Below are 21,641 nucleotides of genomic sequence, written 5' to 3'. Positions count from 1 at the left end.
TATGACTCGATAGCTCAGTTGGTAGAGCACATCACTTTTAATGATGGGGTCCTGGGTTCGAGCCCCAGTCGGGTCACAAAAAAAAGGTTGAGTATTAATTTACTCAACCTTTTTTATTTATTAGAAATTAAAAATTTCCCAACCGCCTCATAAGCTGGCAAAGAATACGGATCATTTGCCCCATTACTAGCAACAGGATTAGATGCAAAGCGCACAATAACCATATCTGCTTTTGGATCTATGTAAATAACTTGCCCGTGAACGCCACGTGCGCAAAACGCTCCATGATCGTTATTAGTAATCCACCACATATCTCTATAGCTCCAACCTTTTAAAAGAGGATAACCTCCTTTAGCAAATGCTTCTTTATTACCTCCTTTTCTTATATCATCAATGGCCGATTTAGGAATGATTTGCTCAGCCCCTGCTTTACCGTCATTTAGAATCAATTGACCAAAACGTGCTAAATCTCTCAAACCAAGACTTAGACCACCACCTGCAAAAGGCGTCCCTATTCCATCAACCAAATAATAGCCATCTTGATCTGTTCCTAGTTTACTCCAGATTTTTTCAGACAAAACCTCAGCAACTGTTTTTCCGGTAACTCTAGCTATAATCCAGCCCATAACATCTGAGTTAACCGTTTTATATCCAAAAGCCTCACCGTGAACGCCTTTTTTCTTAACCGTTGGCAGATATTCATAATACGTTTTTGGACCATTAAAATCTTTTGGTTTTGGCAACGGATTACCTGCCGCAGAAAACTTCCATATATCAGCATTAGGATCTGCATAGTCTTCGCTAAATTGCAACGCAGTCGTCATATCCAATACCTGTCTTACCGTAGCGTCGCCAAATGCTGAGTTTTTAAGCTCCGGAACGTAATGAGATACTAATTTCTCCGGATCAATCAAACCTTCTTTAACCAACATAATACCGAGAGTTCCTGTAAATGATTTTGTAACAGACATTGCAGCATGTTGCCCATCAACAGTCAATGCTCCAAAATATTTTTCATATACAATTTTTCCGTGATGCATAACAATTACGCCATCAGCATATACTTTCTGTAGAGATTCTGCCCATGTAATTGGGTTTGTTTCACCAAGAGGTATAAATTTAACTTTATCAATGCCATTATTAATACTTGACGACAATGATCTTGAATTTCTTAATCCGTGAGATACATTTATACTAGGTGCAAACTGACGCATATGAGCAACACTCCATCGAAGAGCAGGAAACTGAAAAAAACTACCGTCCTCAAAACGAACAATACGATCTGCCGGTGGCGGAGACCCTTTCATCCAGCCCATCTTTATTGGATCGCTTTGTTCTGCATCTAAATATTTTGTTTTTTCCTGAGCTATCAAAGTATTACCCGAGAATAAAACCAATCCGAAAAACAACACTTGCGAATAAAAACAGATTTTTTTCATATTAACTTAATTTACATTGATGTTCAATAAAATTCAATATGGGACTGGATACATTTTCATACCAATACAAATGATTCAGCATAAAAACATAAGAATTTACGCTAAGTTAAGAACTTAATTTCAATTGCCTCGTTAATAATTAAGAATATCATGATTAGAAAATCGCGATAAATTAATCGTTATTTCACAAAAGAACTTCTCTTACAAAACAAAACTTTAGTAAATTCGTTTTAGAATTAAAGAACCTACTAACCTAATCCCAAATTAGTTTATGAAAAAATTATTATTACTATCATTTATTATGATCACTTGCTCGACTTGGGCACAATCTGCAAATGCCTATTTTGACAAAGCCATGAGCAAAGCCGAAGCCGGCAATACAAAAGCTGCAATTGCCGATTATACAAAGGCTATAAACTTGAATTCTAAATTTGTAGAAGCGTATCAAAATCGTGGAGTTGCAAAACTAAAACTAAATGATCTAAAAGGTGCTCTTAGCGATTTTAGCAAAACAATCGAGTTAGACACCATGAATGCAGATGCTTTTACAGGAAGAGCCAACGTAAACTACAAATTACAAAATTATCAGGGAGCTATAGATGATTGTACTTCTTCGCTTGGTTTAAACCCAAAAGATTATGTTGCATACAACTTAAGAGCCTTGGCTTATAACAAGATGGGCGATAAAAAAAATGCTTGCAAAGATTTCTCTAAAGCAATCGAATTAGGCAGTCAGAGTGCCATTAAAAATAAAGCTACTTTTTGCAAATAACAAAAATAGGATAGCTATAAACACAAAAGCAATCTGTAAAAATGATATTTTACAGATTGCTTTTTTTAGACATTCTTATAATTTTATTCTAAGTTTTCACTCAAATACGTTTCGATCTGCTTAAATGTTGGATTAAAAAAAACAATCATCCCTTCTTTATTTATCAAAAAGGTAGCAGGTATCGTTTTTGTACCGTATACTTTCTCAAAATCCCCAGTAAGCACTTTATCTTTATTAACATTATCCCATTGCATTTTTTCTTTAGCCAAAGCTGCCAGCCACTTTTCGCGAGAACTATCTACAGACACACTTAATACATTAAACTTTTTATCTTTAAACCTCTCATATAGTTTAGTAATTTCAGGTATTTGTTTTCTGCATGGCCCACACCATGACGCCCAAAAGTCTATTAATAAAACTGAACCTTTGTATTTTTTTGTATCAATTAACTCTCCATCTTTATTAGGCAGTGCAAAATCTAACATTGGCTTTTCAATTTTCTCCGCTAGCACTTCAGCCTTAGGATAAATATTTCTTTTTAAGTCAGCCATCTCTTTTGCATCTTGAAATTTCGGATCTAACTTAACATACAACACTTGCAATTTTTTATAATCTGCCAAGGAATCTCTTGACTCAACCCTCAACAAGTTTAACGAATAGTCGTGTTTTGGATATTTTGAAACAATCTCGTCTAGCTTTTTATAATGTTCAATTTGCCAGTCTTTATCTTTACTATGTTTATTTTTAAAATCTTCATAATCTTTCTCAATCAAAATACTTTTCGTACCAAACACATCGTTAATCGTTAACCAATTAATTTCTGTATTACTAAAAACTTTCTTTTCAATACTAATATCCACTTTAATATCTTCATTTTCCAAATAAAAACTGGTAGAAGACCCTGTTGCTGTTTCTGTTGTAAAGCCTGCAATAGTTGCAGCTAGAATTTTCCCTTTAAAATAAAATTGATTATTAATCACGTCGCAACTATCTTTTTTATCATTATAATTTAGATACAATTTCCCTTTATAATTCCCGGTAAGATTACCTCTTAAAGTAAATGAATCTTTTTTATCTTTAGAAACAACATTACTTTTCGCCTTAAATTCGCCGGTTATATTTTTACTTAATGTAGCATTATCCTTTTTTCCCTGTCCTAACATTACAGTTGAAAATAAAAGAAAAATGGATTTAATAATAATGGTGTTTTTCATTTACATATAATTTTTTAGTATTGATACACTCAAATGTAGTCGTATTTATTTTATAAAAAAATGCATTTAAAAGATATCCTTACATTTGTTTTATAAACCAAATTCAATGGCGCTTCTAAGAAAAATAAACCATAACGCACAAACCGATAATAACTCAGGTTTTGGAACCAATGCAAATAGTTATGGAGGTCGATTTGTAAATAAAAACGGGACTCCTAATATCGAGAAGAGAGGCATGCATTTACTGCGTCGTATAAGTTGGCATCATACCATGATCGATATGCCAAACTGGAAATTCATGACCATTTTGTTTACCTTTTATATTGTAATCAATTTTGTTTTTGCCATTGCCTATTATGCAATCGGAATTGAACATCTTGACGGAATCGAGCAATCGCAAAGTGTTTTAACCCAATTTGGACAAGCGTATTTTTTTAGCGCGCAAACCTTTACAACTGTTGGTTACGGACACATAAGCCCTACCGGATTTTTGGCTAGTGCACTTTCATCAGCCGAAGCATTAATTGGTTTATTGAGTTTTGCCATCGCAACAGGTTTATTCTTTGGAAGATTTAGCAAACCAACAGCATTTTTAAAGTTTTCGCACCACGCATTGATTTCGCCTTATGGAGAAAGCAAAGCTTTAATGATTCGCCTGGTTCCTTTTAAAAATACCAATTTTACCGATGCAAAAGCCAAAGTTACTCTAGGAATGAGTCTCGAAGAAAATGGACTAAAAACTAATAAATTCTATAACTTAGAACTGGAATTAGATCGAATAAATGCCCTTTCTTTAAGCTGGACATTAGTTCACCCGATAACCGAAAATAGTCCACTATATAATTTCACAGAAGAAGACTTCAAGAAAACACATGGAGAAATACTCGTTTTCATTACTACTTTTGATGATATGTTTAGCAATACAGTTGCCGCAAGAACCTCATATACTTTTGAGGAAGTAATTTATGGAGCAAAATTCGAAACTATGTATAACAGAAGTAAAGACAACTCTAAAACGATCTTACATTTAGACAAATTAAACAGTTACAATTCGGTAAACCTTTAGTAATCTATGATTTTGGGCACCTTGTAACCGTTTTTTCAGATTTTATCCTATTTTTGTTTACCAAATAGCCAATAATGATAAACAACATTAAAACTGTTTTCAGCATAAAAGATCTCGAAAACTTATCAGGAATAAAAGCACACACCATTCGAATCTGGGAGAAAAGATATAACATCTTAGAACCTATGAGAACCGATACTAACATTAGACTTTATAATTTACAAAATCTACAAAAGCTTTTAAACATAACGTTACTTCACGAATACGGTTATAAAATTTCTAAAATCGCAACCTATCCCGAAGAAAAAATTCCGCAATTAGTACGCGAAATTATTTCGAAGAAAAACTCTCAAAACTTTGCCATTACTTCATTCAAGATGGCCATGATGAATTTTGATCAGGAATTATTCTTCAATACTTTTGATTGGCTTATTTCCGAAAAATCATTCAAAGAAGTTTTCAAAGAGCATTTTCTTCCGTTACTAAAAGAGTTAGGTCTGTTATGGCAATCTGAAACTATAACTCCTGCAAATGAACATTTCATGAGTCATTTGATAAAGCAAAAAATATTAATTTACACCGAAAATCTTCAAATTCAAAAACCAACTAAAACAGATAGGATTTTTGTACTCTCATTGCCTTTAAACGAAATTCACACTATTGGATTGTTATACCTGCAATACGAAATTTTATTAAAAGGATACAAAACCATTTATTTGGGCGAAAGTATGCCTATCGAAAACTTACAGGATTTAACCAAGCACTTCGAGAACATTACTTTTGTTTCTTTTATGACCGTTCAGCCTGATCGTAGCATAATTGATCAATATGTGAAATCAATGGGGCAAAAATTGCTTCAAAAGAACAATGAAATATGGCTTATGGGAAATATGTCTGAGCATATCAATAACGAAATTTTACCTGAAAGAATAAGGATTTTCGACTCGATGGAAGAAACCATTAGCGCATTATAATTTTTGTTTAAAGTTTTTGTATATTTGTTAAACAAATGAAAAAAACGATAGCGATAATAGGATCTGGCTTTTCTGCTTTAGCCGCTGCATGTTACTTGGCACAACAAGGAAACGACGTGACCATTTATGAAAAAAATGAATCTATAGGCGGTCGCGCCAGACAGTTTAAAAAAGATGGTTTTACTTTTGATATGGGACCAAGTTGGTATTGGATGCCCGATGTTTTCGAAAGATTTTTTCAGGATTTCAACAAAAAAACTGCTGATTACTACGACCTAATAAAACTAAATCCTGCTTATAGGGTTTATTTTGGCGTTGATGATTTCATTAATATTTATGATAATTTAGAAGAAATTAAAAGCACTTTTGAAAACATTGAAAAAGGAAGCGGTAACCAACTAGAAACTTTCATTAATCAAGCCAAAAGCAATTATGACATTGCGATAAAAGACCTAGTGTATCGTCCCGGAGTTTCTCCTCTCGAATTAGTCACAGCCGAAACCATTTTAAAACTCAATCAGTTTTTAAGTAACGTAAGTCATGATATTCGCAAAAAGTTCAAAAACGAAAAACTGATTCAGATTCTCGAATTTCCTGTTTTGTTTCTAGGAGCAAAACCTACCAAAACTCCATCTTTTTATAATTTTATGAATTATGCCGATTTTGGCTTAGGAACCTGGCATCCAAAAACGGGAATGTTTGATGTTGTTCGCGGTATCGAGAATCTCGCCTTAGAACTTGGCGTTACTATTAAAACGAATGCTTCGATAACGAAAATAGTTGTTGAAGATAAAATTGCAACTGGAATTATTATTGACGGAAATATTATTAAAGCCAACATTGTTTTAAGCGGTGCCGATTATCATCATACCGAAACTTTATTAGACGAAAAAGACCGAGCTTATTCTGAAAAATATTGGCAAAGCCGAGTTTTTGCGCCATCATCGCTCCTATTTTTTGTTGGTTTTAATAAAAAGATAGAAAACATAACACATCACGCTTTATTTTTTGATGTTGATTTTAACCAACACGCAGCCGATATTTACGATAATCCTAAATGGCCTGATGCTCCTTTATTCTACGCCAATTTTCCATCAAAAACAGATCAAACTGCTGCGCCTGAAGGAATGGAAAGCGGATTTTTCCTCATTCCGCTTGCTCCCGGAATACAGGATAACGAAGAACTTCGAGAAGAATATTTCGAAAAAATCATTACTCGTTTCGAGAAACTGACACAACAAAAAATTAAAAATAATATTATCTTTAAAAGATCATTTTGCAAGCAAGACTTTGAAACCGATTATAATGCGTACAAAGGAAACGCTTACGGAATGGCAAATACCTTATTGCAAACTGCTTTTTTAAGACCAAAACTAAAAAGTAAAAAAGTTAGTAATTTATATTTCACAGGACAATTAACTGTTCCTGGTCCAGGTGTTCCTCCTGCTTTAATTTCAGGAAAATTAGTAGCCGAGTTAATTCAGAAATCTTTTAGATCTTAAAAAATGAAATCACTATTCGACACTGTTTCTTTCAAATGCAGTAAATTAATTACTCAAAACTACAGTACATCTTTTGCTTTAGCTGTCAAAATGTTGTCGCCAAGTATTCGTGATGCTATTTATAGCGTTTACGGTTTTGTGCGTTTTGCCGACGAAATTGTCGATTCGTTTCATGATTACAACAAAGAAAACCTCATAAACGATTTCGAAAAAGAATATTACAAAGCGCTAGAATTAGGAATTAGTCTTAATCCTATTCTAAACTCATTTCAGCATACCGTAAAACAATACAATATAACTGATGATCTTGTGCAGGCTTTTTTAAAAAGCATGAAACTTGACCTCATCAAATCAAACTATAATACACAAACCGAGTACGAAGATTACATTTATGGTTCGGCAGATGTTGTGGGCTTAATGTGTTTAAAAGTCTTCGTAAAAGGAAATAATCAAAAATACGAACAACTTAAAAATGAAGCCATGCGTTTAGGATCGGCTTTTCAGAAAGTCAATTTCTTAAGAGATTTAAAAGATGACAATTTGGTTTTAAACCGAAACTATTTTCCCGGAGTCGATTTAAACTCATTTGACGAAAATGCAAAAACAGCAATTATAAAAGAAATCGAAGAAGATTTCAGAGTTGCTTATCAAGGAATAATAAAACTTCCAATAGAAGCAAAATTTGGAGTTTACACTGCTTACGTTTATTACAAAAAGCTTTTGACAAAACTAAAAAACACACCATATTACGAAATTGGAAATTCCAGAATCAGAGTTTCAAATTACACAAAGGCGGGACTTTTAGCACAATCATTTGTAACCTATAAATTAAAGCTGGTGTAGTTTTACCTAGAATCGTTGTCATTGCGAGGAACGAGAAATCACACTCGTTAATCGACAAAAATTGACGCTTTTCTTTACGGAGTTTCTAGTGCGATTTCTCCTTCGTCGAAATGACAAGATTGAGTGAGTGTAATTATAATAACAATTCAAAACATACAAAATGATTTCTTTTCTAATCTTTTTAAGCGTTTTTCTGTTCATGGAATGCGTCACCTGGCTCACACACAAGTACATTATGCATGGACTAATGTGGTATTTTCACGCAGATCATCATCAGCCAAAATACGAGCATACGTTTGAGCGCAACGATATTTTCTTCGTCATTTTTGCCATTCCAAGTATAATACTATTTTATTTTGGCGTTCAGGGAGGTTTTAATTATTTATTTTTCATTGCATGTGGAGTAACTACTTACGGAGTATGTTATTTTTTAATACACGACGTCTTAATTCATCAGCGATTTAAATGGTTTAAAAACACCAAAAACAAATACTTAATTGGCTTACGAAAAGCACATAAAATCCATCACAAACATCTAGGAAAAGAACACGGAGAATGTTTCGGAATGTTATTTGTCCCTTTTAAATATTATAAAATGTAAAAGAATTTGGGCGTTCCCTGCGGTCGGGTCTTCCGTTCCCGCTTTTTGTATCAGGCAAAAAAAGCCTGACACAAAAAGAGCTCCACTACAACCCCTAACGCAAACGTAACTTATGAACATTTGCATTAATTGATTTTTATGAAAGTATACAAACTAGAAACCGTACAACATATAAATGCCAGTATCGAAGAATGTTGGGATTTTTTTTCAAGTCCAAAAAATCTTCAACTTATAACACCCAACGATATGAGTTTTGAAATTCAGGATTTTGATGGCAAACGAATGTATCCCGGACAAGTTATTACCTATACTTTAAAACCCCTTTTGGGTATAAAAATTAATTGGATGACGATTATTACAGTTTCTCAGCAAAATGAATATTTTGTAGACGAACAACGTTTTGGTCCATATGCATTGTGGCATCACAAACACTATTTTGAACCAACAGCAAACGGTACAAAAATGACCGATGTTGTTCATTATGCTTTACCGTTTGGTCATTTAGGTCGACTTGCCAATACGATAATGGTAAAAAACAAACTCAAATCTATTTTTGAGTACCGTTACAAAAAAATCGAAGAAACATTCAATTCAAAATAAATTCCTGCCACAGATTTACAAGATTAACTCAGATAAAAATCTTTTAAAAATCATATAATCTGTGGCAAAAGAAAAAAAAACACAAAGTAGAATTCCTTAAAATGACAAAACAAAAAGTTACCCTTTTCTGGTTCCGACGTGATTTACGTCTTGATGATAATATTGGATTATTCAATGCCTTGCAATCTGAATTTCCAGTAATTCCATTATTTATCTTTGATGACGAAATCCTCGAAAACCTTCCAAAAAAAGATGCTCGAGTAAGTTTTATCTACGATTCTCTTCAAAAAATAAATACTGAATTATCTGCAATCGAATCTTCCATTTTAATCAAAAAGGGAAAAACATTTGAAGTTTGGAAATCTCTTTTAGAAGAATTTGACATTCAAAAAGTTTTCTTTAATAAAGATTATGAACCCTTTGCTATCAAACGCGATTTAGCAATTTCATCTTTATTAAACCAAAATAATATTGAAGCACTTTCATTTAAAGATCATGTTATTTTTGAAGAAAAAGAAATCACAAAAGCCGATGGACTTCCGTACACCATTTATACACCTTACAAAAATAAGTGGCTCGAAAAATATCATTTGTCAGGGCAGGCACAAGAACACGATACAAAATCGTACTTTAAATATTTTGCCAAAAATCAGTTTCAGTTTCCAGAATTAAGCGAAATAGGTTTCGAAAAAAGTTCCATAAAAGTACTTCCGCACAACTTAACTCAAATTACGAACTATAAAGAAACACGAGACTTTCCAGCATTAGACAGTACATCTTATCTTTCTCCACATTTGCGTTTTGGAACTGTGAGTATTCGGAAATTAGTGAATTGGGCAAACACCAAAAATCAAACTTTTTTAAGCGAATTAATTTGGAGAGAATTCTTTATTCAGATTCTTTTTAGTTTTCCGAATTGCGTTAATCACAATTTCAAATCGGCTTACGACGGAATTCAATGGCGCAATAACGAAGATGATTTTAAACGCTGGTGTTCAGGAACAACGGGTTACCCAATGGTCGATGCCGGAATGCGACAACTTAACGAAACGGGTTATATGCACAATCGTGTGCGTATGGTGGTTGCTAGCTTTTTATGCAAACATTTATTAATTAACTGGCAATGGGGCGAAGCTTATTTTGCCGAAAAGTTATTAGATTTTGAATTGGCATCGAATGTAGGAAACTGGCAATGGGCAGCTGGAACTGGTTGCGACGCCGCACCTTATTTTAGAGTTTTTAATCCTGAAATTCAACAGAAAAAATTTGACGATAAAGGAATCTACATTCGCAAATGGATTCCTGAGTTTGATTTAGGTTACAATGAACCAATGGTCGATCATGCTTTTGCCCGAGATCGCGCTATTGCTACTTATAAAGCCGGAATTATTAAATAAATTCCAATTTTTTTTAAATTCCAACTTTCAATTGAATACAATTTTGTCATTCTGAGGAACGGGGGATCACACTAGTAATTCCTTTCCAAAAAGTAAACCCGACAGGTTTTTAAAACCTGTCGGGTTTGCCATTTTAATAAAGAAAAATTCGTAACAATCAATCTTTGTCGAGTTTCTTGCGAAGATCCCTCGTTCCTGGGGATGACATACTTTGCGAAAAAACCTTTGTCAAAATTTTAAACTTTGACAAAGGCTTATACATATATTCAGAATGGAATTTAGAATTTTTATCTTGAAATTTCCTTCACTAGTATTTCTTAAAATTCTCCACTACAATCTTTGCTTTCAAATCGAACATTAAATTATACAAACCAAAGAATGTACGATTCATATAAATAAAGTGTTTTGAACCGCGATTTCCGTTCATCTTTTTAAGATTGGTATCGTTAGAGAAACGCTCACCTAATTTGGCAATGTTTTCAAAAAAAGTCTCATCGGCAAAATCGAAAGTTTCCTCTTGAAAAGGTTTTGTAAAAAGTGACAATAAATCATGAAACATTTCGGTAAAATATTCAATCTCTGAAGCTGAATCATCTGGGCGAAGAATTTCTAATTCGAACAATTTCTCATTAAAAAGCGCTGGATCTGTGATTACGTTTTTATTAATTAATTCGAAATACGGAACATAAAAGTCATCTGGAATTTGTTTCATACAGCCAAAATCCAATGCAATTAATTTATTTTGATCATCTACCAAGAAATTTCCGGGATGCGGATCGGCGTGTACTTTTCGTAAAACATGAATTTGGTACATATAAAAATCCCAAAGTGCCTGACCAATTTTATCGCCAACTTCTTGATTTGTATTTATAGCCGTAAATTCCGAAAGATGAATTCCTGTCATCCAATCCATCGTAATAATTTTCTCTGACGAAAAATCAGGATAATAACTCGGGAATAATATATTTTCGATTTTACTACAAGCTTCAACAACTTCTTGACTTTGCTTTAATTCCAATAAATAATTGGTTTCTTCAATAAGCTTGTCCTCTACTTCTTTAAAATATTTATCAGAATCCTTTCCTTGCAGATTAAACATTCTTATCGCGATAGGTTTTACTAAAGCCAAATCTGACGAAATACTATTGGCAACACCCGGATATTGAATTTTAACGGCTAGTTTTTTACCGTTTTTCTTCGCCAAATGTACCTGACCAATACTTGCCGCATTTACAGAATTTGCGTTGAACTCGTCAAAGATTTCATAAGGCGTTTTACCAAAATTGGTTTTGAAAGTTTTTAAAACTAAAGGTGCTGAAAGCGGTGGAACTGAAAACTGCGACAACGAAAATTTCTCGACATAGGCCTGAGGTAAAAAATTCTTGTCCATACTCAACATTTGAGCCACTTTTAGCGCACTTCCTTTCAGGCTTTTTAATCCGTCATAAATATCCTCGGCATTATTTTCATTCAGTTTATCGCGGGTCAAATCTGGATTAACCATTTTTTCGGCATAATGCTTTACATAGTTTACTCCTATTTTTGCTCCTGTTTGAACTAATTTACTGGCTCTTTCAATTTTTGACGTTGGTATATAATCGATCGTTTTCATTGTTTGCTGTATATTTTTTCTTTGAACAGAAATTTTCCAAAATCAATTAAATGATTCATTGGTGCAACATTCATTAATTCGAAGGAAGCATTAACAGATTTTTCGATAAAAATATCTGTTTTCTCAAAAGCGGCAGACGAGTCGTCTACCCAAAATTTTATGGTCATCATTAATTGCAACCAAGCCGATTCCTGAAGTGCTTTTTCCTGAAATTTCTGAAATTTTTCCTGTTCAAGTCTGTAATCATCGGTCAGGATTTCCGCAACATATTCTTTAAATCCTTCACGCAGCGAAGTCAATTGTACTAAATTTTTTATTGGATTTTTGTCAAGTTTTAACGCTTGCAAAACATAACTTCTGTTTGCATTTAAAATTTCAAAAAATGTAAAGTAAAAACTCAACATTTTGTTCTTCATATCATATGCTGCATAATCATCATTCTTATGCAATAAATCGATTGTATTAGCAAAAAACAGTCTAAAAATCTCTTTTTCTAAACCTTCAAGTGTTCCAAAAAAACTGTAAAACTCTGCTTCTGTAAAATCATTTTCTTTGGCAAAATGATAAACTGACTTTGGTTTTTGTCCTTTTTCTAAAACTTCATCCATATATTTTGAAACGATATCATCTCTTGTAATAGTCTTTTTTTTAGTCGCCATTTCATTAAAATTTAGAATTTGCCTTAAAGGTAAGCAATGTTTAAGTATCTTTACTTTGCCTTAAACAAAATGCACTGTTAAATATATTATAAACTATCATGGCAAAAAATGTTTTATTAACCGGAGGCACCGGATTCATAGGCAAGCACTTAACCAATGTACTTATCGATAATGGTTTTACGGTATCTATTCTAAGTCGTTCTGCCAGAGAAAACACTCCTTTGATTACGTATTATAAGTGGAATTTAAAGACTAATTATATCAATGAAAATGCAGTTCTTGAAGCTGATTATATCATTCATTTAGCTGGTGAAGGAATTGCAGAAAAAAGATGGACCAAAAGGCGTAAAAGACTCATTTTGGAAAGTCGTATTAAACCTATTGATCTTATCTTTTCCATTCTGGAGAAAAATAACAAAACTTTAGATGCCTTTGTATCTGCTTCGGCAGTTGGAATTTATGGCGCTATAACCAGTCATAAAATATGTACTGAAGATACTCCGCCTGCAAATGACTTTCTAGGCACCACTTGTCAGGAATGGGAAAACGCTGTCGATAAAGTAAACACTTTAGACATTAGAACTGCAAAAATTAGAACTGGAATTGTTTTTGGCAAAGACGAGGGCTTTCTTAAAAAAATTGTTCCGAGTTTTAAAGCTGGTTTTGGTGCAGTTTTAGGAACGGGAAAACAATATTTACCCTGGATTCATGTCGAAGATCTATGTCAGATTTACTTAAAAGCAATCTTGGACGAAAAATTGCACGGTGCTTATAATGCCTGCGTTACAGACAATACAACGAACGCAAGATTCTCCAGAACCTTGTCTAATTTATTTGGGTACGCCATTTGGCTTCCTAAAGTACCTACGTTTGTTTTAAAAATTGTTCTGGGCGAAATGAGTCAAGCCGTTTTAAAAGGACAAAGGGCTTCATCTGAAAAAATACAAAAAACCGGTTTCGAATTTCAATTTACTGATTTAGAAAAAGTTCTTGTGACTTGTCTAAATTAATTTTCATTTTAGAGTTACATACGATACATCTGAGCTTCGTACAACTCCAATCAATTCTGTGTTTGCTGTTTTCGAAATCTTACTCGCAATTCCGCTTGGAATCTTGATATTAAAATCTGAATACGAAATTGGAAAATCAGACGTTATTTGGATTCCATCGCCCACCTTTTTAATCAAAGCGTTAACTATAATCTCCTTCGATTTTCCTTTTAAAATAAGCTTGCCTTTTATTTGATATTCTTTCTCGATTTCGTTTATATCCTTTAAATCAAATTTTTCGATTTTGCCTTTAAAAATGGCTTTAGGATATCGATGACTTTCCATGTAATTTTCGTTAAAGTGATCTTCCATCATATCTAACTTAAAACGAAAATCTTTGACAATAGCAGTACAAATAAATGTACTTGTTCTAGGCTCTAAAACAATTGCAACTTGTCTGTTTACAGCTTTTACTTCCTCGAAAAATGGTACAGAAGCTTCAAAATTTATAGTTCCTGTACTGGTAAAAAATTTATCCTGAGCAAGCAAAGAATACGCTGTAAAGAGCAAAATAAATAAAGTAGATTTTTTCATAATCGTCAATAATTAAACAATTATGTCAATCGATTTTTTTTGTTTTAAGAAGAGAAAAAAAATGAACTCAAGGTAATAGCGTAAAAATCGAATGGCAGTACTCCGTGAACAAAGTGGTAACCAAATGCTTATACTTAAAATTACGAAATTTTCCCGCTTTTAGTTGTGCTTTAATGCTAAATATTTGTGAAATGTTTTTGGGTTGTGAAATGTAGATTGTAAAATGTAAAATGAATTATTTTTAAACTTTTTTTTCGAACAAAACTCTATAGTTCTTTTCAAATGCTGGATTCATAATTGTCAAATCCCAATCTCTTGGGATTTCAGAAAAAATTTCTTTTAACTTTAAAATAAATTGAAACCAACCCGGCAACTTTTCATCAATAACTAAGATTTTTTCATCATGGGTAATTTCCATAACAATAAGATCTACCGTAAATAAATCTTTTTTATAAACTTCAATCTTATTAATATCATCCCACTTTATATCGACGGATAAATATTTATCTTTAATTACAAAACCATCATTTTCGTATTCTAAAGCTCCAAAATTATTATGCTTTTTTTGAGAGGATTCACTTGAAAACGAAAATTCAATTTTGTTAAAAAGTTTTAAAATAATAGTTTTTATTTTCTCCATGCTTGATGTTATTGCAACAGATTACTTCTTAACCTAATATTTCAGTACAAATCTCAATTAAAAAGCCATCTATATCACGCACATACGCTACAATTTGTCCCCATGGTTTTTGCTTTGGTTCTGTAACTAAGATTCCGCCTTGAGCAATTGCATTTTGCACTAACTCTTCAACATTATCTGTTATAAATCCTATTTCGATTGCAAAAGGTTTATTTTCTAATTTGCTTTCGACAAAACCTTCTTTCAAATTTTGATTTGCTAAATTCTTTGATGCAAATGAAAGCGTTGTTTCGCCCGTTAATAATTCTCCGTAATCATTATCGGGCGTTATAAATTTTCTGGAAAAACCAAAAGCATTTTCATAAAATGCAATTGATTTTTCTACGTCTTGTACATATAAAATTGTATATCCAAACTTTACCATTTTGTCTTATTTTAATTTGATGAGATTCTTTAACTAATTTCTAAAAGAACATTGTATTTATCTAAACTTGCCAAATCTTCAATCGAATTTACGGTTGCCAATTTTTCATGTTTTTCAACCTCTTTTTTCAACTCGATATGTATGATTGCTTTTCTAAAACGACGAACTTCTTCTAGGCTTGATAAAATAAGTCCCGGAACCTGAACACTTTTTCCGTCTTTATCTTTGGCGACCATTGTAAAGTAAGATGAATTGCAATGTTTTACTACTCCTGTCTGAATATTTTCGGCCTCAACACGAATACCCACAATCATCGAGCTTCTTCCCACATAATTTACTGAAGCTTTCATTGTAACTAATTCTCCAACTTCAATTGGTTTTAAAAAATTTACGGTATCTACAGAAGCTGTTACACAATAATTTCTGCAAAATTTTGATGCCGAAGCAAAAGCTATTTGATCGAGTAATTGTAGAATATATCCTCCGTGAATTTTGCCGCTAAAATTGGTATGCGACGGCAACATTAGTTCTGAAATACTTATTTTTGATGACGAAACGGGTTTAAAATCTGCATTCATAATTTTGTTTGTAGTATTATTGGGTTACTTGTTCTTTAATTTAATAATTCGTTTTCATCGACACTTGATGCTCTTGCAACGATGTTTTCAGGAAGTGACTTTTTAGCCTTAGCTCCCATTTTCTTTAATTTTTCGACACTCGATATTAGGTTTCCTCTTCCGTCTACCAATTTACTCATCGCACTTTCATACTCTGTTTTGGTGTCTTTAATTTTATTTCCAATTCGAACTAAATCAGTTACAAAACCTTCAAATTTATCGTATAATGCGCCTGCTTGTCTTGCAATTTCAAAAGCATTTTCTTGTTGCTTTTGATTCGTCCACATACTGTCAATTGTTCTTAAAGTTGCTAATAATGTGGTTGGTGTTACGATTACAATGTTTTTATCGAATGCCTTATTGTATAAAGTGGCATCATCATTTAATGCGATTGCAAACGCTGGTTCTATGGGAATAAAAAGCAAAACAAAATCAGGGCTTTCGATTTGATATAAATCATGATAATTCTTACTTCCAAGTTGTTCTACATGCCTTTTAATGGAGTTTACGTGTTCTTTTAGAAAATCAATTTTAAGAATTTCAGATTCTTCGTTTATCCATTTTTCATAGGCGACTAACGAAACTTTCGAATCGACAATCATTTTTTTACCATCGGGCAAATTGATTACAACATCTGGAAAAACTCTATTTCCTTCATTATTGGTAAAACTTTGCTGCACTTCGTACTCGCGCCCCTTCTCTAAACCTGACTTTTCTAATACGCGCTCTAAAACCAGTTCTCCCCAGTTTCCTTGCATTTTACTATCTCCTTTTAAGGCTTTAGTCAAATTCAAGGTTTCTTTACTCATTTGAGCATTCATTTCGCTTAATCCAACAATTTGTTGGCGCAAAGCTGCATGATAATCAATACTTTCTTTGTGCGTTTGCTCTACTTTTTTCTCAAATCCCTGAATTTTATCTTGCAATGGCAGCAGGATATTTTTCATGTTTACGCTATTCTGCTCTGTAAACTTGGCCGATTTTTCTTCGAGAATTTTATTGGCTAGGTTTTCAAATTCTTTAGTGAATTTTTCCTGTAACTCGGTTATTTCGTTTTTTTGTTCTTTGTGACGTTCCCACAAATTCTCAAAATCAACTTCTTTCTTAGAAAGCTGAATTGCTAAACTGTCTTTTTCTGTTCGAATGTTTTCTTTTTCGAAATTTATGGTGTGAACTTGCTTTTCGAGGTTTCTTCTTTCATTTTCAAATTGCTCTTTTTGCTGCTGTAGCTGATTTGCATTGGCATTTAATCTTTCTTCTAGACTTACTTTTTCTGATTGAAATCTAGCCGAAAACAGCAACTTTCCTAAGTACATACCAATAAATAATGCAACAGCAAAAGCCAATAAATAGGGAAGAAAATCAAACATAACTAAGTTTTTTATTAAGTAAAAGTACGCAATAATACGTAGTTGTAAATCTTAAAAATCGAAATATCACGAATTAGTATTCATTCTAAACTAAATAAAACATTAAAAAAAATCAAATAAAAATATTTTTCACGCAACCTTTTCAAAAAGAGGACATCTTGTATAATATAACCTATTTAAAATTTTATCATGAAAAAATTAATGTTAAGCTTGTTTATTGCTCTTGGATTTAGTGCCTGTTCTCTTAATAATGACGAAGTAAATCAAGATTGCGGTACAAATGAAGATATGGCTTTTACAGGATTTCCACTATTATGTTCATACACCCCTAAAACATCATATACTGAACCAAGTGTTCTTTTGATTGGCTCTGAAGAAAAATTGCTAGTTAATTTTACTAAGAATGAAAATTCTTGCCCAAATAGCAGCAATAATACTATTGACTTTACGAAAGAAGCTTTGATTGCGCTTTTTGCAGGTGTTAAACCTACAAGCGGATACTCTATAAAAATAGCTAGTATTGTACAAAACAAATGCGAAATTTTAGTGAACTATTATGAAAAAGCACCTCAACCTGGTGAAGTTGTAACTGGTGGAACGAGTTATCCTTCTGACTTTATTTTGATCCCTAAAACTACAAAACCAATTTTCTTTAAACGCGTTACTCCAGAAACTACCAATAATGTTGTAATAGGAAGTTTTAGCAATCAATGTACTGGTGGCGATTGTCAAAAATTCTTTCAAATTAGTGATTTTAATATCTTGAAATTTCAAAATGTTGTAGCAGGTGGTTACGATTTTAATCAATATAGATATGCTGCTGCTGCTAAAAAAGGTGATTATACTTTATTCTTAAAAGATGTTCCTGCTGAAATTCTAAGTTTAAACGGTCAATCTAAAACTTACGGAACACCAAACGAACCAAATCATGGTGGTGTATATTTTGAATTACGTCAAGGTGCAACTGTTACTAAAGTTCAAATTGATAATGTTGATACTGCTGATCAAAGTGCAGAAATTAAGGCTTTCAAAAAAGCTATTCAGGATAAAATTACAACTCTTAAATAATCATAATTATGAAAAAACTATTCTTATTTAGTATTGTTTGTTGTCTATTTTCGACGGCTTATTCGATAGAATCGACAACGATGAATTCTGGTTCTATAGTGAACACATGGATTTGGGAAAAATCGATTGGAGGAAACAGTAATCCTTATACGGCAACGCCGCAAACAATTGGGTTTAATAAAAAAGTGGTTTTTACAAATAACGGTAGGGTAATCACTTATAAAAACAATGTCGAAATTAGAAATAGTATTTATACAATAGAAAAAGGGATCGGTTTTTTTGATCAATTAGAACACGACCTAATTACTTTTGAAGGCAAGACATATGTTATAGAAAACATTGACAATCAAAACCTAACAATCGTAAGCAATAACGAAGACGCATCTCGTACTATTTACAAAAGATAGTTTTATAAGCTTTTAACACCTATTTTTGCCAAACCAAAACAATACCACTTTTTGAAAGACGATTTAGAAAAATATATTCGCCTCTGTATAAAAAATGACAGAGAGGGACAACTGAAAATTTATCAGTTGTTCTCTCCTGTTTTATATGGTATTTGCTTAAAATATATGAAAAATGAGGACGATGCCAAAGATGTTTTTCAGGAAGCATTTGTGATTGTTTTTCAAAAAATCAGCCAATACAAATTTGAAGGAAGCTTTGAAGGATGGCTAAAACGTATTTTCATTAATAAACTTATTGAAACCTTAAATAAGAAGAAAAAAGAAAATTTCTTTTTGGATGTTTTTGATCCTGATACAGATTTTGTTGAAGAGGAAGAACTGGACGCTATTCCGATAGAACAAGAAAAATTGTTGGAATACATTCGAGATTTACCTGATCAATACCGAACGGTTTTTAATTTATATGTTTTCGAAAAAATGAAACATAAAGAAATCGCCGAATTATTAAAAATCTCCGAAGGAACATCAAAATCAAACTTAAATAGGGCCAAGCATATTTTGCAAAAAAGAATATTGAGCATAAAAAATTTTAAAATAGCATGAAAAAGCAAAATATAGAAGATATTTTTTCATCAATGGAAGACTTTTCGAGTGTTCCGCCTCCTGAACTATGGAGTCAGATTGAAGAAAAATTAGACAAACCAAAAAAGAAAAAAAGAGCTATTCTTTGGTGGTCGGCTGCTGCATGCTTACTGCTAGGTTTGTCAATCCCTTCTGTTTTACATTTTAACTCTACATCTGGAATCAAAACTTTAGACAATAACAATAATGTTGTTCTGGATAAGAAAAACAATGATTTAAATACAAACAAAACAATTCCTAATCAGGAAATTAATGCTGATAAAATCTCGACGGAACAAAAATCAGTTGTAGTTGACGATAAGTCATCTTCAATAAACAAGTCGAATGAATCTAGTACTTCTCAGGAAAATCAAAAAACGACAGTTGCTCACGCTGATGCGGAAAACAAAACAAATTCTGATGCAATAACTCCTACGTCAAAAACAGGAAAAACAAGTACGAATCCAATTGTTACCAAAAATGCAGTTGCTACTTCTGCCAAAGAGAATAATTTCAAGTTGAACAGGTCTAATGGTTTTAACACGGCTTCAAAAAATCAGATTTTAAGCAACGATATAAAAGCTGCAAATAAAGCTTTGGCCGAAAAAACGTTTAATTCCGGTAAAGCAAATTCATTTCAGTCGAACTCAAAAAACAAACTTTCAAATTCTATTTTTGAAGATCAATTGAATTCTAAAAACACTAATAATGTTGCGTTTAATTCTTCGAACTCTATTTTAAATGAGAGTGCAAAACAAAAGAATGAAAACTTTTTACCAAGTAAAGAGATAGCCGGGAATCAAACTAGCAATTCTAAATTTAAAGATGTTTTAAACAAACAAGATTCTATACAGTTAGCTGAGCTTAATAATTTAGAAAAAGGTATTGTTGCGACGGAAAGTAAAGAAGAAAAGAAAAACAAAACCAATTCTAAAGCGGAAAAATGGGCTGTTGAAGTTTTTGCAGGACTTGCAAATTCTGAAAACTATAAAAATGATAAAACCCTTGGTAATGCCAATGAGTCTAAGCAAGGAAGCACTTACGGTGTTAAAACAAAATATAAAATAAACAAAAAATGGGCTGTTGGGTCTGGTTTTAAGATCAACGAATTGGGGCAAACCATTAGCAAAATAGCGTATACGAAAACAAATAGTGTTGCCTTTATGAGTTCAAGCGATTATTTTAATCAAAATGCATCGAACGCAACTCCGCAAATTAGCACGAACCATAATTATGTTTTTGTTTCTGCAAATACGACAAATGCGCTAAAACAAAACAACATTCAGAGTAGTAGTATACAGACGGGAAACTTAGATCAAAATTTACGTTATATCGAAATGCCTATGGAGGTTTCGTATGCCGTTTTTAGTAAAAACAAAGCAAGTATTAACTTGAACACTGGTGGTTTTGTAGGTAAATTGATTTCTAACAATATGGCTTTAAACGGACAATCGATTGGTGAAAATGCGAATGCAAATGATTTTGTTTACGGATCGACTTTAAGTAGTACGTTGCAATATCGTGTGTACAAAAAAACAAATGTTTTTGTTGAGCCTGCAATGAATTATTATATGAATCCATTAAACAATCAATCTTTTAATCAATTTCAATGGGGATTGAATTTTGGATTGAATGTTTCTTTTTAAAGTTCTTTTTATGGTAGTTTTGCAATAAGCAACTTCTGAAAATGACATTAAACAACAATTGGATTAATCAAAATCTATTACCAAAAGATCTTCTTATTGCAAAAGAATTAATTTATGATTCTTGCCATTTTGAATGTACTCAACCTCAGCCAGAAGCAGAAAGCAGCGATTATGATGCCTATGTTTTTCAGTTGAACCAAAAGTACATTTGTTATCGAATGGCTAAAATTACGCCAACTAAAACAGGTCAGTTTGTTACTTTATGGAAACGAAATAAAACGGGTATAATTGAACCTTTTGACTTTTCGGATTCTATTGATTTTGTAATTGTTAGCGTTCGAAAAGATGATTTATTTGGTCAGTTTATTTTTCCGAAATCTGTTTTATTAGAAAAAGGAATCTTTTCAACATCTACAAAAGAAGGCAAAAGAGCTACGAGAGTTTATCCGCCTTGGGACAAAACTACAAGTAAACAAGCTCAGAAAACACAAGAATGGCAATTACGCTATTTCTATCCAATAACACCTGAAGCAGATTTAAATAAATTCAAAGCATTGTTTTAAAAACACTTCATGTGCAAGCATAA

General features: G+C 32.6%; 23 protein-coding genes and 1 tRNA gene. 15 read left to right on the top strand and 9 right to left on the bottom strand.

The genetic code is table 11. The features are described 5' to 3' along the window. Positions 1–3 precede the first annotated feature (3 nt). A tRNA-Lys gene (locus tag IW18_RS07260) sits at positions 4–76 on the top strand. Between the two features lie 37 nt (positions 77–113). Here IW18_RS07260 and IW18_RS07255 read toward each other — a convergent pair. Next, on the bottom strand, positions 114–1,439 hold the full coding sequence (locus IW18_RS07255) for a serine hydrolase domain-containing protein (RefSeq protein ID WP_041516927.1): 1,326 nt from the start codon (positions 1,437–1,439) through the stop codon (positions 114–116). Between the two features lie 271 nt (positions 1,440–1,710). On the opposite strand from IW18_RS07255, the gene IW18_RS07250 reads away from it, so the two are divergent. After that, positions 1,711–2,211 (top strand): tetratricopeptide repeat protein, encoded by a 501-nt coding sequence (locus tag IW18_RS07250; protein ID WP_240475540.1) that lies wholly within the window; start codon positions 1,711–1,713, stop codon positions 2,209–2,211. 83 nt (positions 2,212–2,294) lie between these two features. On the opposite strand, the gene IW18_RS07245 is transcribed toward IW18_RS07250, so the two are convergent. Further along, positions 2,295–3,425, bottom strand: a complete 1,131-nt coding sequence (locus IW18_RS07245; RefSeq protein WP_041516925.1) for a TlpA disulfide reductase family protein — start codon at positions 3,423–3,425, stop codon at positions 2,295–2,297. Between the two features lie 106 nt (positions 3,426–3,531). Between IW18_RS07245 and IW18_RS07240 the strand changes: the two genes are divergently transcribed. The 7 genes from IW18_RS07240 (at position 3,532) to IW18_RS07210 (ending at position 10,408) form a co-directional block, all read left to right on the top strand. Beyond that, complete coding sequence (locus IW18_RS07240; protein ID WP_041516924.1) at positions 3,532–4,491, top strand: ion channel; 960 nt, start codon at positions 3,532–3,534, stop codon at positions 4,489–4,491. 74 nt (positions 4,492–4,565) lie between these two features. Next, positions 4,566–5,465: a MerR family transcriptional regulator gene (locus IW18_RS07235; RefSeq protein ID WP_041516923.1), complete on the top strand. Its 900-nt coding sequence runs from the start codon at positions 4,566–4,568 to the stop codon at positions 5,463–5,465. Between the two features lie 35 nt (positions 5,466–5,500). Then, the gene (locus IW18_RS07230; RefSeq protein ID WP_041516922.1) at positions 5,501–6,967 is read left to right on the top strand and encodes a phytoene desaturase family protein; all 1,467 of its coding nucleotides are present in this window, start codon (positions 5,501–5,503) and stop codon (positions 6,965–6,967) included. A gap of 3 nt (positions 6,968–6,970) precedes the next feature. Further along, positions 6,971–7,810, top strand: coding sequence for a phytoene/squalene synthase family protein (locus IW18_RS07225; RefSeq protein ID WP_041516921.1), 840 nt, complete (start codon positions 6,971–6,973; stop codon positions 7,808–7,810). 160 nt (positions 7,811–7,970) lie between these two features. Then, positions 7,971–8,411 (top strand): sterol desaturase family protein, encoded by a 441-nt coding sequence (locus IW18_RS07220; RefSeq protein ID WP_041516920.1) that lies wholly within the window; start codon positions 7,971–7,973, stop codon positions 8,409–8,411. Between the two features lie 138 nt (positions 8,412–8,549). Next, on the top strand, positions 8,550–9,011 hold the full coding sequence (locus IW18_RS07215) for an SRPBCC family protein (protein WP_041516919.1): 462 nt from the start codon (positions 8,550–8,552) through the stop codon (positions 9,009–9,011). 101 nt (positions 9,012–9,112) lie between these two features. Next, complete coding sequence (locus IW18_RS07210; protein WP_041516918.1) at positions 9,113–10,408, top strand: cryptochrome/photolyase family protein; 1,296 nt, start codon at positions 9,113–9,115, stop codon at positions 10,406–10,408. Positions 10,409–10,715: 307 nt separating this feature from the next. Here IW18_RS07210 and IW18_RS07205 read toward each other — a convergent pair whose 3' ends face one another. Together IW18_RS07205 and IW18_RS07200 are read right to left on the bottom strand one after the other, a co-directional pair. Further along, positions 10,716–12,020, bottom strand: coding sequence for an ABC1 kinase family protein (locus IW18_RS07205; protein WP_041516917.1), 1,305 nt, complete (start codon positions 12,018–12,020; stop codon positions 10,716–10,718). Beyond that, the gene (locus tag IW18_RS07200; RefSeq protein ID WP_041516916.1) at positions 12,017–12,679 is read right to left on the bottom strand and encodes a TetR family transcriptional regulator C-terminal domain-containing protein; all 663 of its coding nucleotides are present in this window, start codon (positions 12,677–12,679) and stop codon (positions 12,017–12,019) included. Before IW18_RS07200 ends, IW18_RS07205 begins: the two co-directional genes overlap by 4 nt. 98 nt (positions 12,680–12,777) lie before the next feature. Here IW18_RS07200 and IW18_RS07195 point away from each other — a divergent pair, with 98 nt between their 5' ends. Beyond that, positions 12,778–13,689 carry a TIGR01777 family oxidoreductase gene (locus IW18_RS07195; RefSeq protein WP_041516915.1) on the top strand — a complete coding sequence of 304 codons (912 nt, stop codon included), beginning with the start codon at positions 12,778–12,780 and terminating at the stop codon, positions 13,687–13,689. 3 nt (positions 13,690–13,692) lie between these two features. Here IW18_RS07195 and IW18_RS07190 read toward each other — a convergent pair whose 3' ends face one another. The 5 genes from IW18_RS07190 to rmuC all read right to left on the bottom strand — a co-directional run bounded on the left by IW18_RS07190 (position 13,693) and on the right by rmuC (position 17,313). Beyond that, the gene (locus IW18_RS07190) at positions 13,693–14,262 is read right to left on the bottom strand and encodes a YceI family protein (RefSeq protein ID WP_041516914.1); all 570 of its coding nucleotides are present in this window, start codon (positions 14,260–14,262) and stop codon (positions 13,693–13,695) included. A gap of 241 nt (positions 14,263–14,503) precedes the next feature. After that, positions 14,504–14,902 (bottom strand): hypothetical protein, encoded by a 399-nt coding sequence (locus IW18_RS07185; RefSeq protein ID WP_041516913.1) that lies wholly within the window; start codon positions 14,900–14,902, stop codon positions 14,504–14,506. 28 nt (positions 14,903–14,930) lie between these two features. After that, the gene (locus IW18_RS07180) at positions 14,931–15,326 is read right to left on the bottom strand and encodes a VOC family protein (RefSeq protein WP_041516912.1); all 396 of its coding nucleotides are present in this window, start codon (positions 15,324–15,326) and stop codon (positions 14,931–14,933) included. Positions 15,327–15,355: 29 nt separating this feature from the next. Then, positions 15,356–15,904 carry an acyl-CoA thioesterase gene (locus IW18_RS07175; RefSeq protein ID WP_041516911.1) on the bottom strand — a complete coding sequence of 183 codons (549 nt, stop codon included), beginning with the start codon at positions 15,902–15,904 and terminating at the stop codon, positions 15,356–15,358. Between the two features lie 35 nt (positions 15,905–15,939). Further along, the gene (gene rmuC / locus IW18_RS07170; RefSeq protein WP_041516910.1) at positions 15,940–17,313 is read right to left on the bottom strand and encodes a DNA recombination protein RmuC; all 1,374 of its coding nucleotides are present in this window, start codon (positions 17,311–17,313) and stop codon (positions 15,940–15,942) included. A 189-nt stretch (positions 17,314–17,502) separates the two neighbouring features. Here rmuC and IW18_RS07165 point away from each other — a divergent pair, with 189 nt between their 5' ends. Genes IW18_RS07165 through IW18_RS07145 form a run of 5 tightly spaced genes read left to right on the top strand, consistent with a single transcriptional unit; the run spans position 17,503 to position 21,618 of the window. Next, positions 17,503–18,381: a protease complex subunit PrcB family protein gene (locus tag IW18_RS07165; protein ID WP_041516909.1), complete on the top strand. Its 879-nt coding sequence runs from the start codon at positions 17,503–17,505 to the stop codon at positions 18,379–18,381. Between the two features lie 8 nt (positions 18,382–18,389). Further along, positions 18,390–18,788: a hypothetical protein gene (locus tag IW18_RS07160; RefSeq protein WP_041516908.1), complete on the top strand. Its 399-nt coding sequence runs from the start codon at positions 18,390–18,392 to the stop codon at positions 18,786–18,788. Between the two features lie 51 nt (positions 18,789–18,839). Next, positions 18,840–19,391 (top strand): RNA polymerase sigma factor, encoded by a 552-nt coding sequence (locus tag IW18_RS07155; RefSeq protein ID WP_041516907.1) that lies wholly within the window; start codon positions 18,840–18,842, stop codon positions 19,389–19,391. Next, the gene (locus IW18_RS07150) at positions 19,388–21,055 is read left to right on the top strand and encodes a hypothetical protein (protein WP_041516906.1); all 1,668 of its coding nucleotides are present in this window, start codon (positions 19,388–19,390) and stop codon (positions 21,053–21,055) included. The genes IW18_RS07155 and IW18_RS07150 overlap by 4 nt, the downstream gene beginning before the upstream one ends. 41 nt (positions 21,056–21,096) lie before the next feature. Next, complete coding sequence (locus tag IW18_RS07145; protein WP_041516905.1) at positions 21,097–21,618, top strand: MepB family protein; 522 nt, start codon at positions 21,097–21,099, stop codon at positions 21,616–21,618. Positions 21,619–21,641 lie beyond the last annotated feature (23 nt).

Origin of the sequence: Flavobacterium hibernum, assembly GCF_000832125.1 — a bacterium.
Lineage (GTDB): Bacteria > Bacteroidota > Bacteroidia > Flavobacteriales > Flavobacteriaceae > Flavobacterium > Flavobacterium hibernum.
Note: the sequence above shows the minus strand (reverse complement) of the source record. Positions and strands in the feature narration are given on the sequence as shown.

Excerpts from the sequence above, each read along its gene's own strand:
- IW18_RS07245 (WP_041516925.1), bottom strand. The coding sequence starts at position 3,425 with ATGAAAAACACCATTATTATTAAATCCATTTTTCTTTTATTTTCAACT.
- IW18_RS07235 (WP_041516923.1), top strand. The coding sequence starts at position 4,566 with ATGATAAACAACATTAAAACTGTTTTCAGCATAAAAGATCTCGAAAAC.
- IW18_RS07190 (WP_041516914.1), bottom strand. The coding sequence starts at position 14,262 with ATGAAAAAATCTACTTTATTTATTTTGCTCTTTACAGCGTATTCTTTG.
- IW18_RS07165 (WP_041516909.1), top strand. The coding sequence starts at position 17,503 with ATGAAAAAATTAATGTTAAGCTTGTTTATTGCTCTTGGATTTAGTGCC.
- IW18_RS07160 (WP_041516908.1), top strand. The coding sequence starts at position 18,390 with ATGAAAAAACTATTCTTATTTAGTATTGTTTGTTGTCTATTTTCGACG.
- IW18_RS07180 (WP_041516912.1), bottom strand. The coding sequence starts at position 15,326 with ATGGTAAAGTTTGGATATACAATTTTATATGTACAAGACGTAGAAAAA.
- IW18_RS07185 (WP_041516913.1), bottom strand. The coding sequence starts at position 14,902 with ATGGAGAAAATAAAAACTATTATTTTAAAACTTTTTAACAAAATTGAA.
- IW18_RS07255 (WP_041516927.1), bottom strand. The coding sequence starts at position 1,439 with ATGAAAAAAATCTGTTTTTATTCGCAAGTGTTGTTTTTCGGATTGGTT.
- IW18_RS07145 (WP_041516905.1), top strand. The coding sequence starts at position 21,097 with ATGACATTAAACAACAATTGGATTAATCAAAATCTATTACCAAAAGAT.
- IW18_RS07240 (WP_041516924.1), top strand. The coding sequence starts at position 3,532 with ATGGCGCTTCTAAGAAAAATAAACCATAACGCACAAACCGATAATAAC.
- IW18_RS07250 (WP_240475540.1), top strand. The coding sequence starts at position 1,711 with ATGAAAAAATTATTATTACTATCATTTATTATGATCACTTGCTCGACT.
- IW18_RS07230 (WP_041516922.1), top strand. The coding sequence starts at position 5,501 with ATGAAAAAAACGATAGCGATAATAGGATCTGGCTTTTCTGCTTTAGCC.
- IW18_RS07200 (WP_041516916.1), bottom strand. The coding sequence starts at position 12,679 with ATGGCGACTAAAAAAAAGACTATTACAAGAGATGATATCGTTTCAAAA.
- IW18_RS07210 (WP_041516918.1), top strand. The coding sequence starts at position 9,113 with ATGACAAAACAAAAAGTTACCCTTTTCTGGTTCCGACGTGATTTACGT.
- IW18_RS07220 (WP_041516920.1), top strand. The coding sequence starts at position 7,971 with ATGATTTCTTTTCTAATCTTTTTAAGCGTTTTTCTGTTCATGGAATGC.
- IW18_RS07205 (WP_041516917.1), bottom strand. The coding sequence starts at position 12,020 with ATGAAAACGATCGATTATATACCAACGTCAAAAATTGAAAGAGCCAGT.
- IW18_RS07225 (WP_041516921.1), top strand. The coding sequence starts at position 6,971 with ATGAAATCACTATTCGACACTGTTTCTTTCAAATGCAGTAAATTAATT.
- IW18_RS07175 (WP_041516911.1), bottom strand. The coding sequence starts at position 15,904 with ATGAATGCAGATTTTAAACCCGTTTCGTCATCAAAAATAAGTATTTCA.
- IW18_RS07195 (WP_041516915.1), top strand. The coding sequence starts at position 12,778 with ATGGCAAAAAATGTTTTATTAACCGGAGGCACCGGATTCATAGGCAAG.
- rmuC (WP_041516910.1), bottom strand. The coding sequence starts at position 17,313 with ATGTTTGATTTTCTTCCCTATTTATTGGCTTTTGCTGTTGCATTATTT.
- IW18_RS07150 (WP_041516906.1), top strand. The coding sequence starts at position 19,388 with ATGAAAAAGCAAAATATAGAAGATATTTTTTCATCAATGGAAGACTTT.
- IW18_RS07215 (WP_041516919.1), top strand. The coding sequence starts at position 8,550 with ATGAAAGTATACAAACTAGAAACCGTACAACATATAAATGCCAGTATC.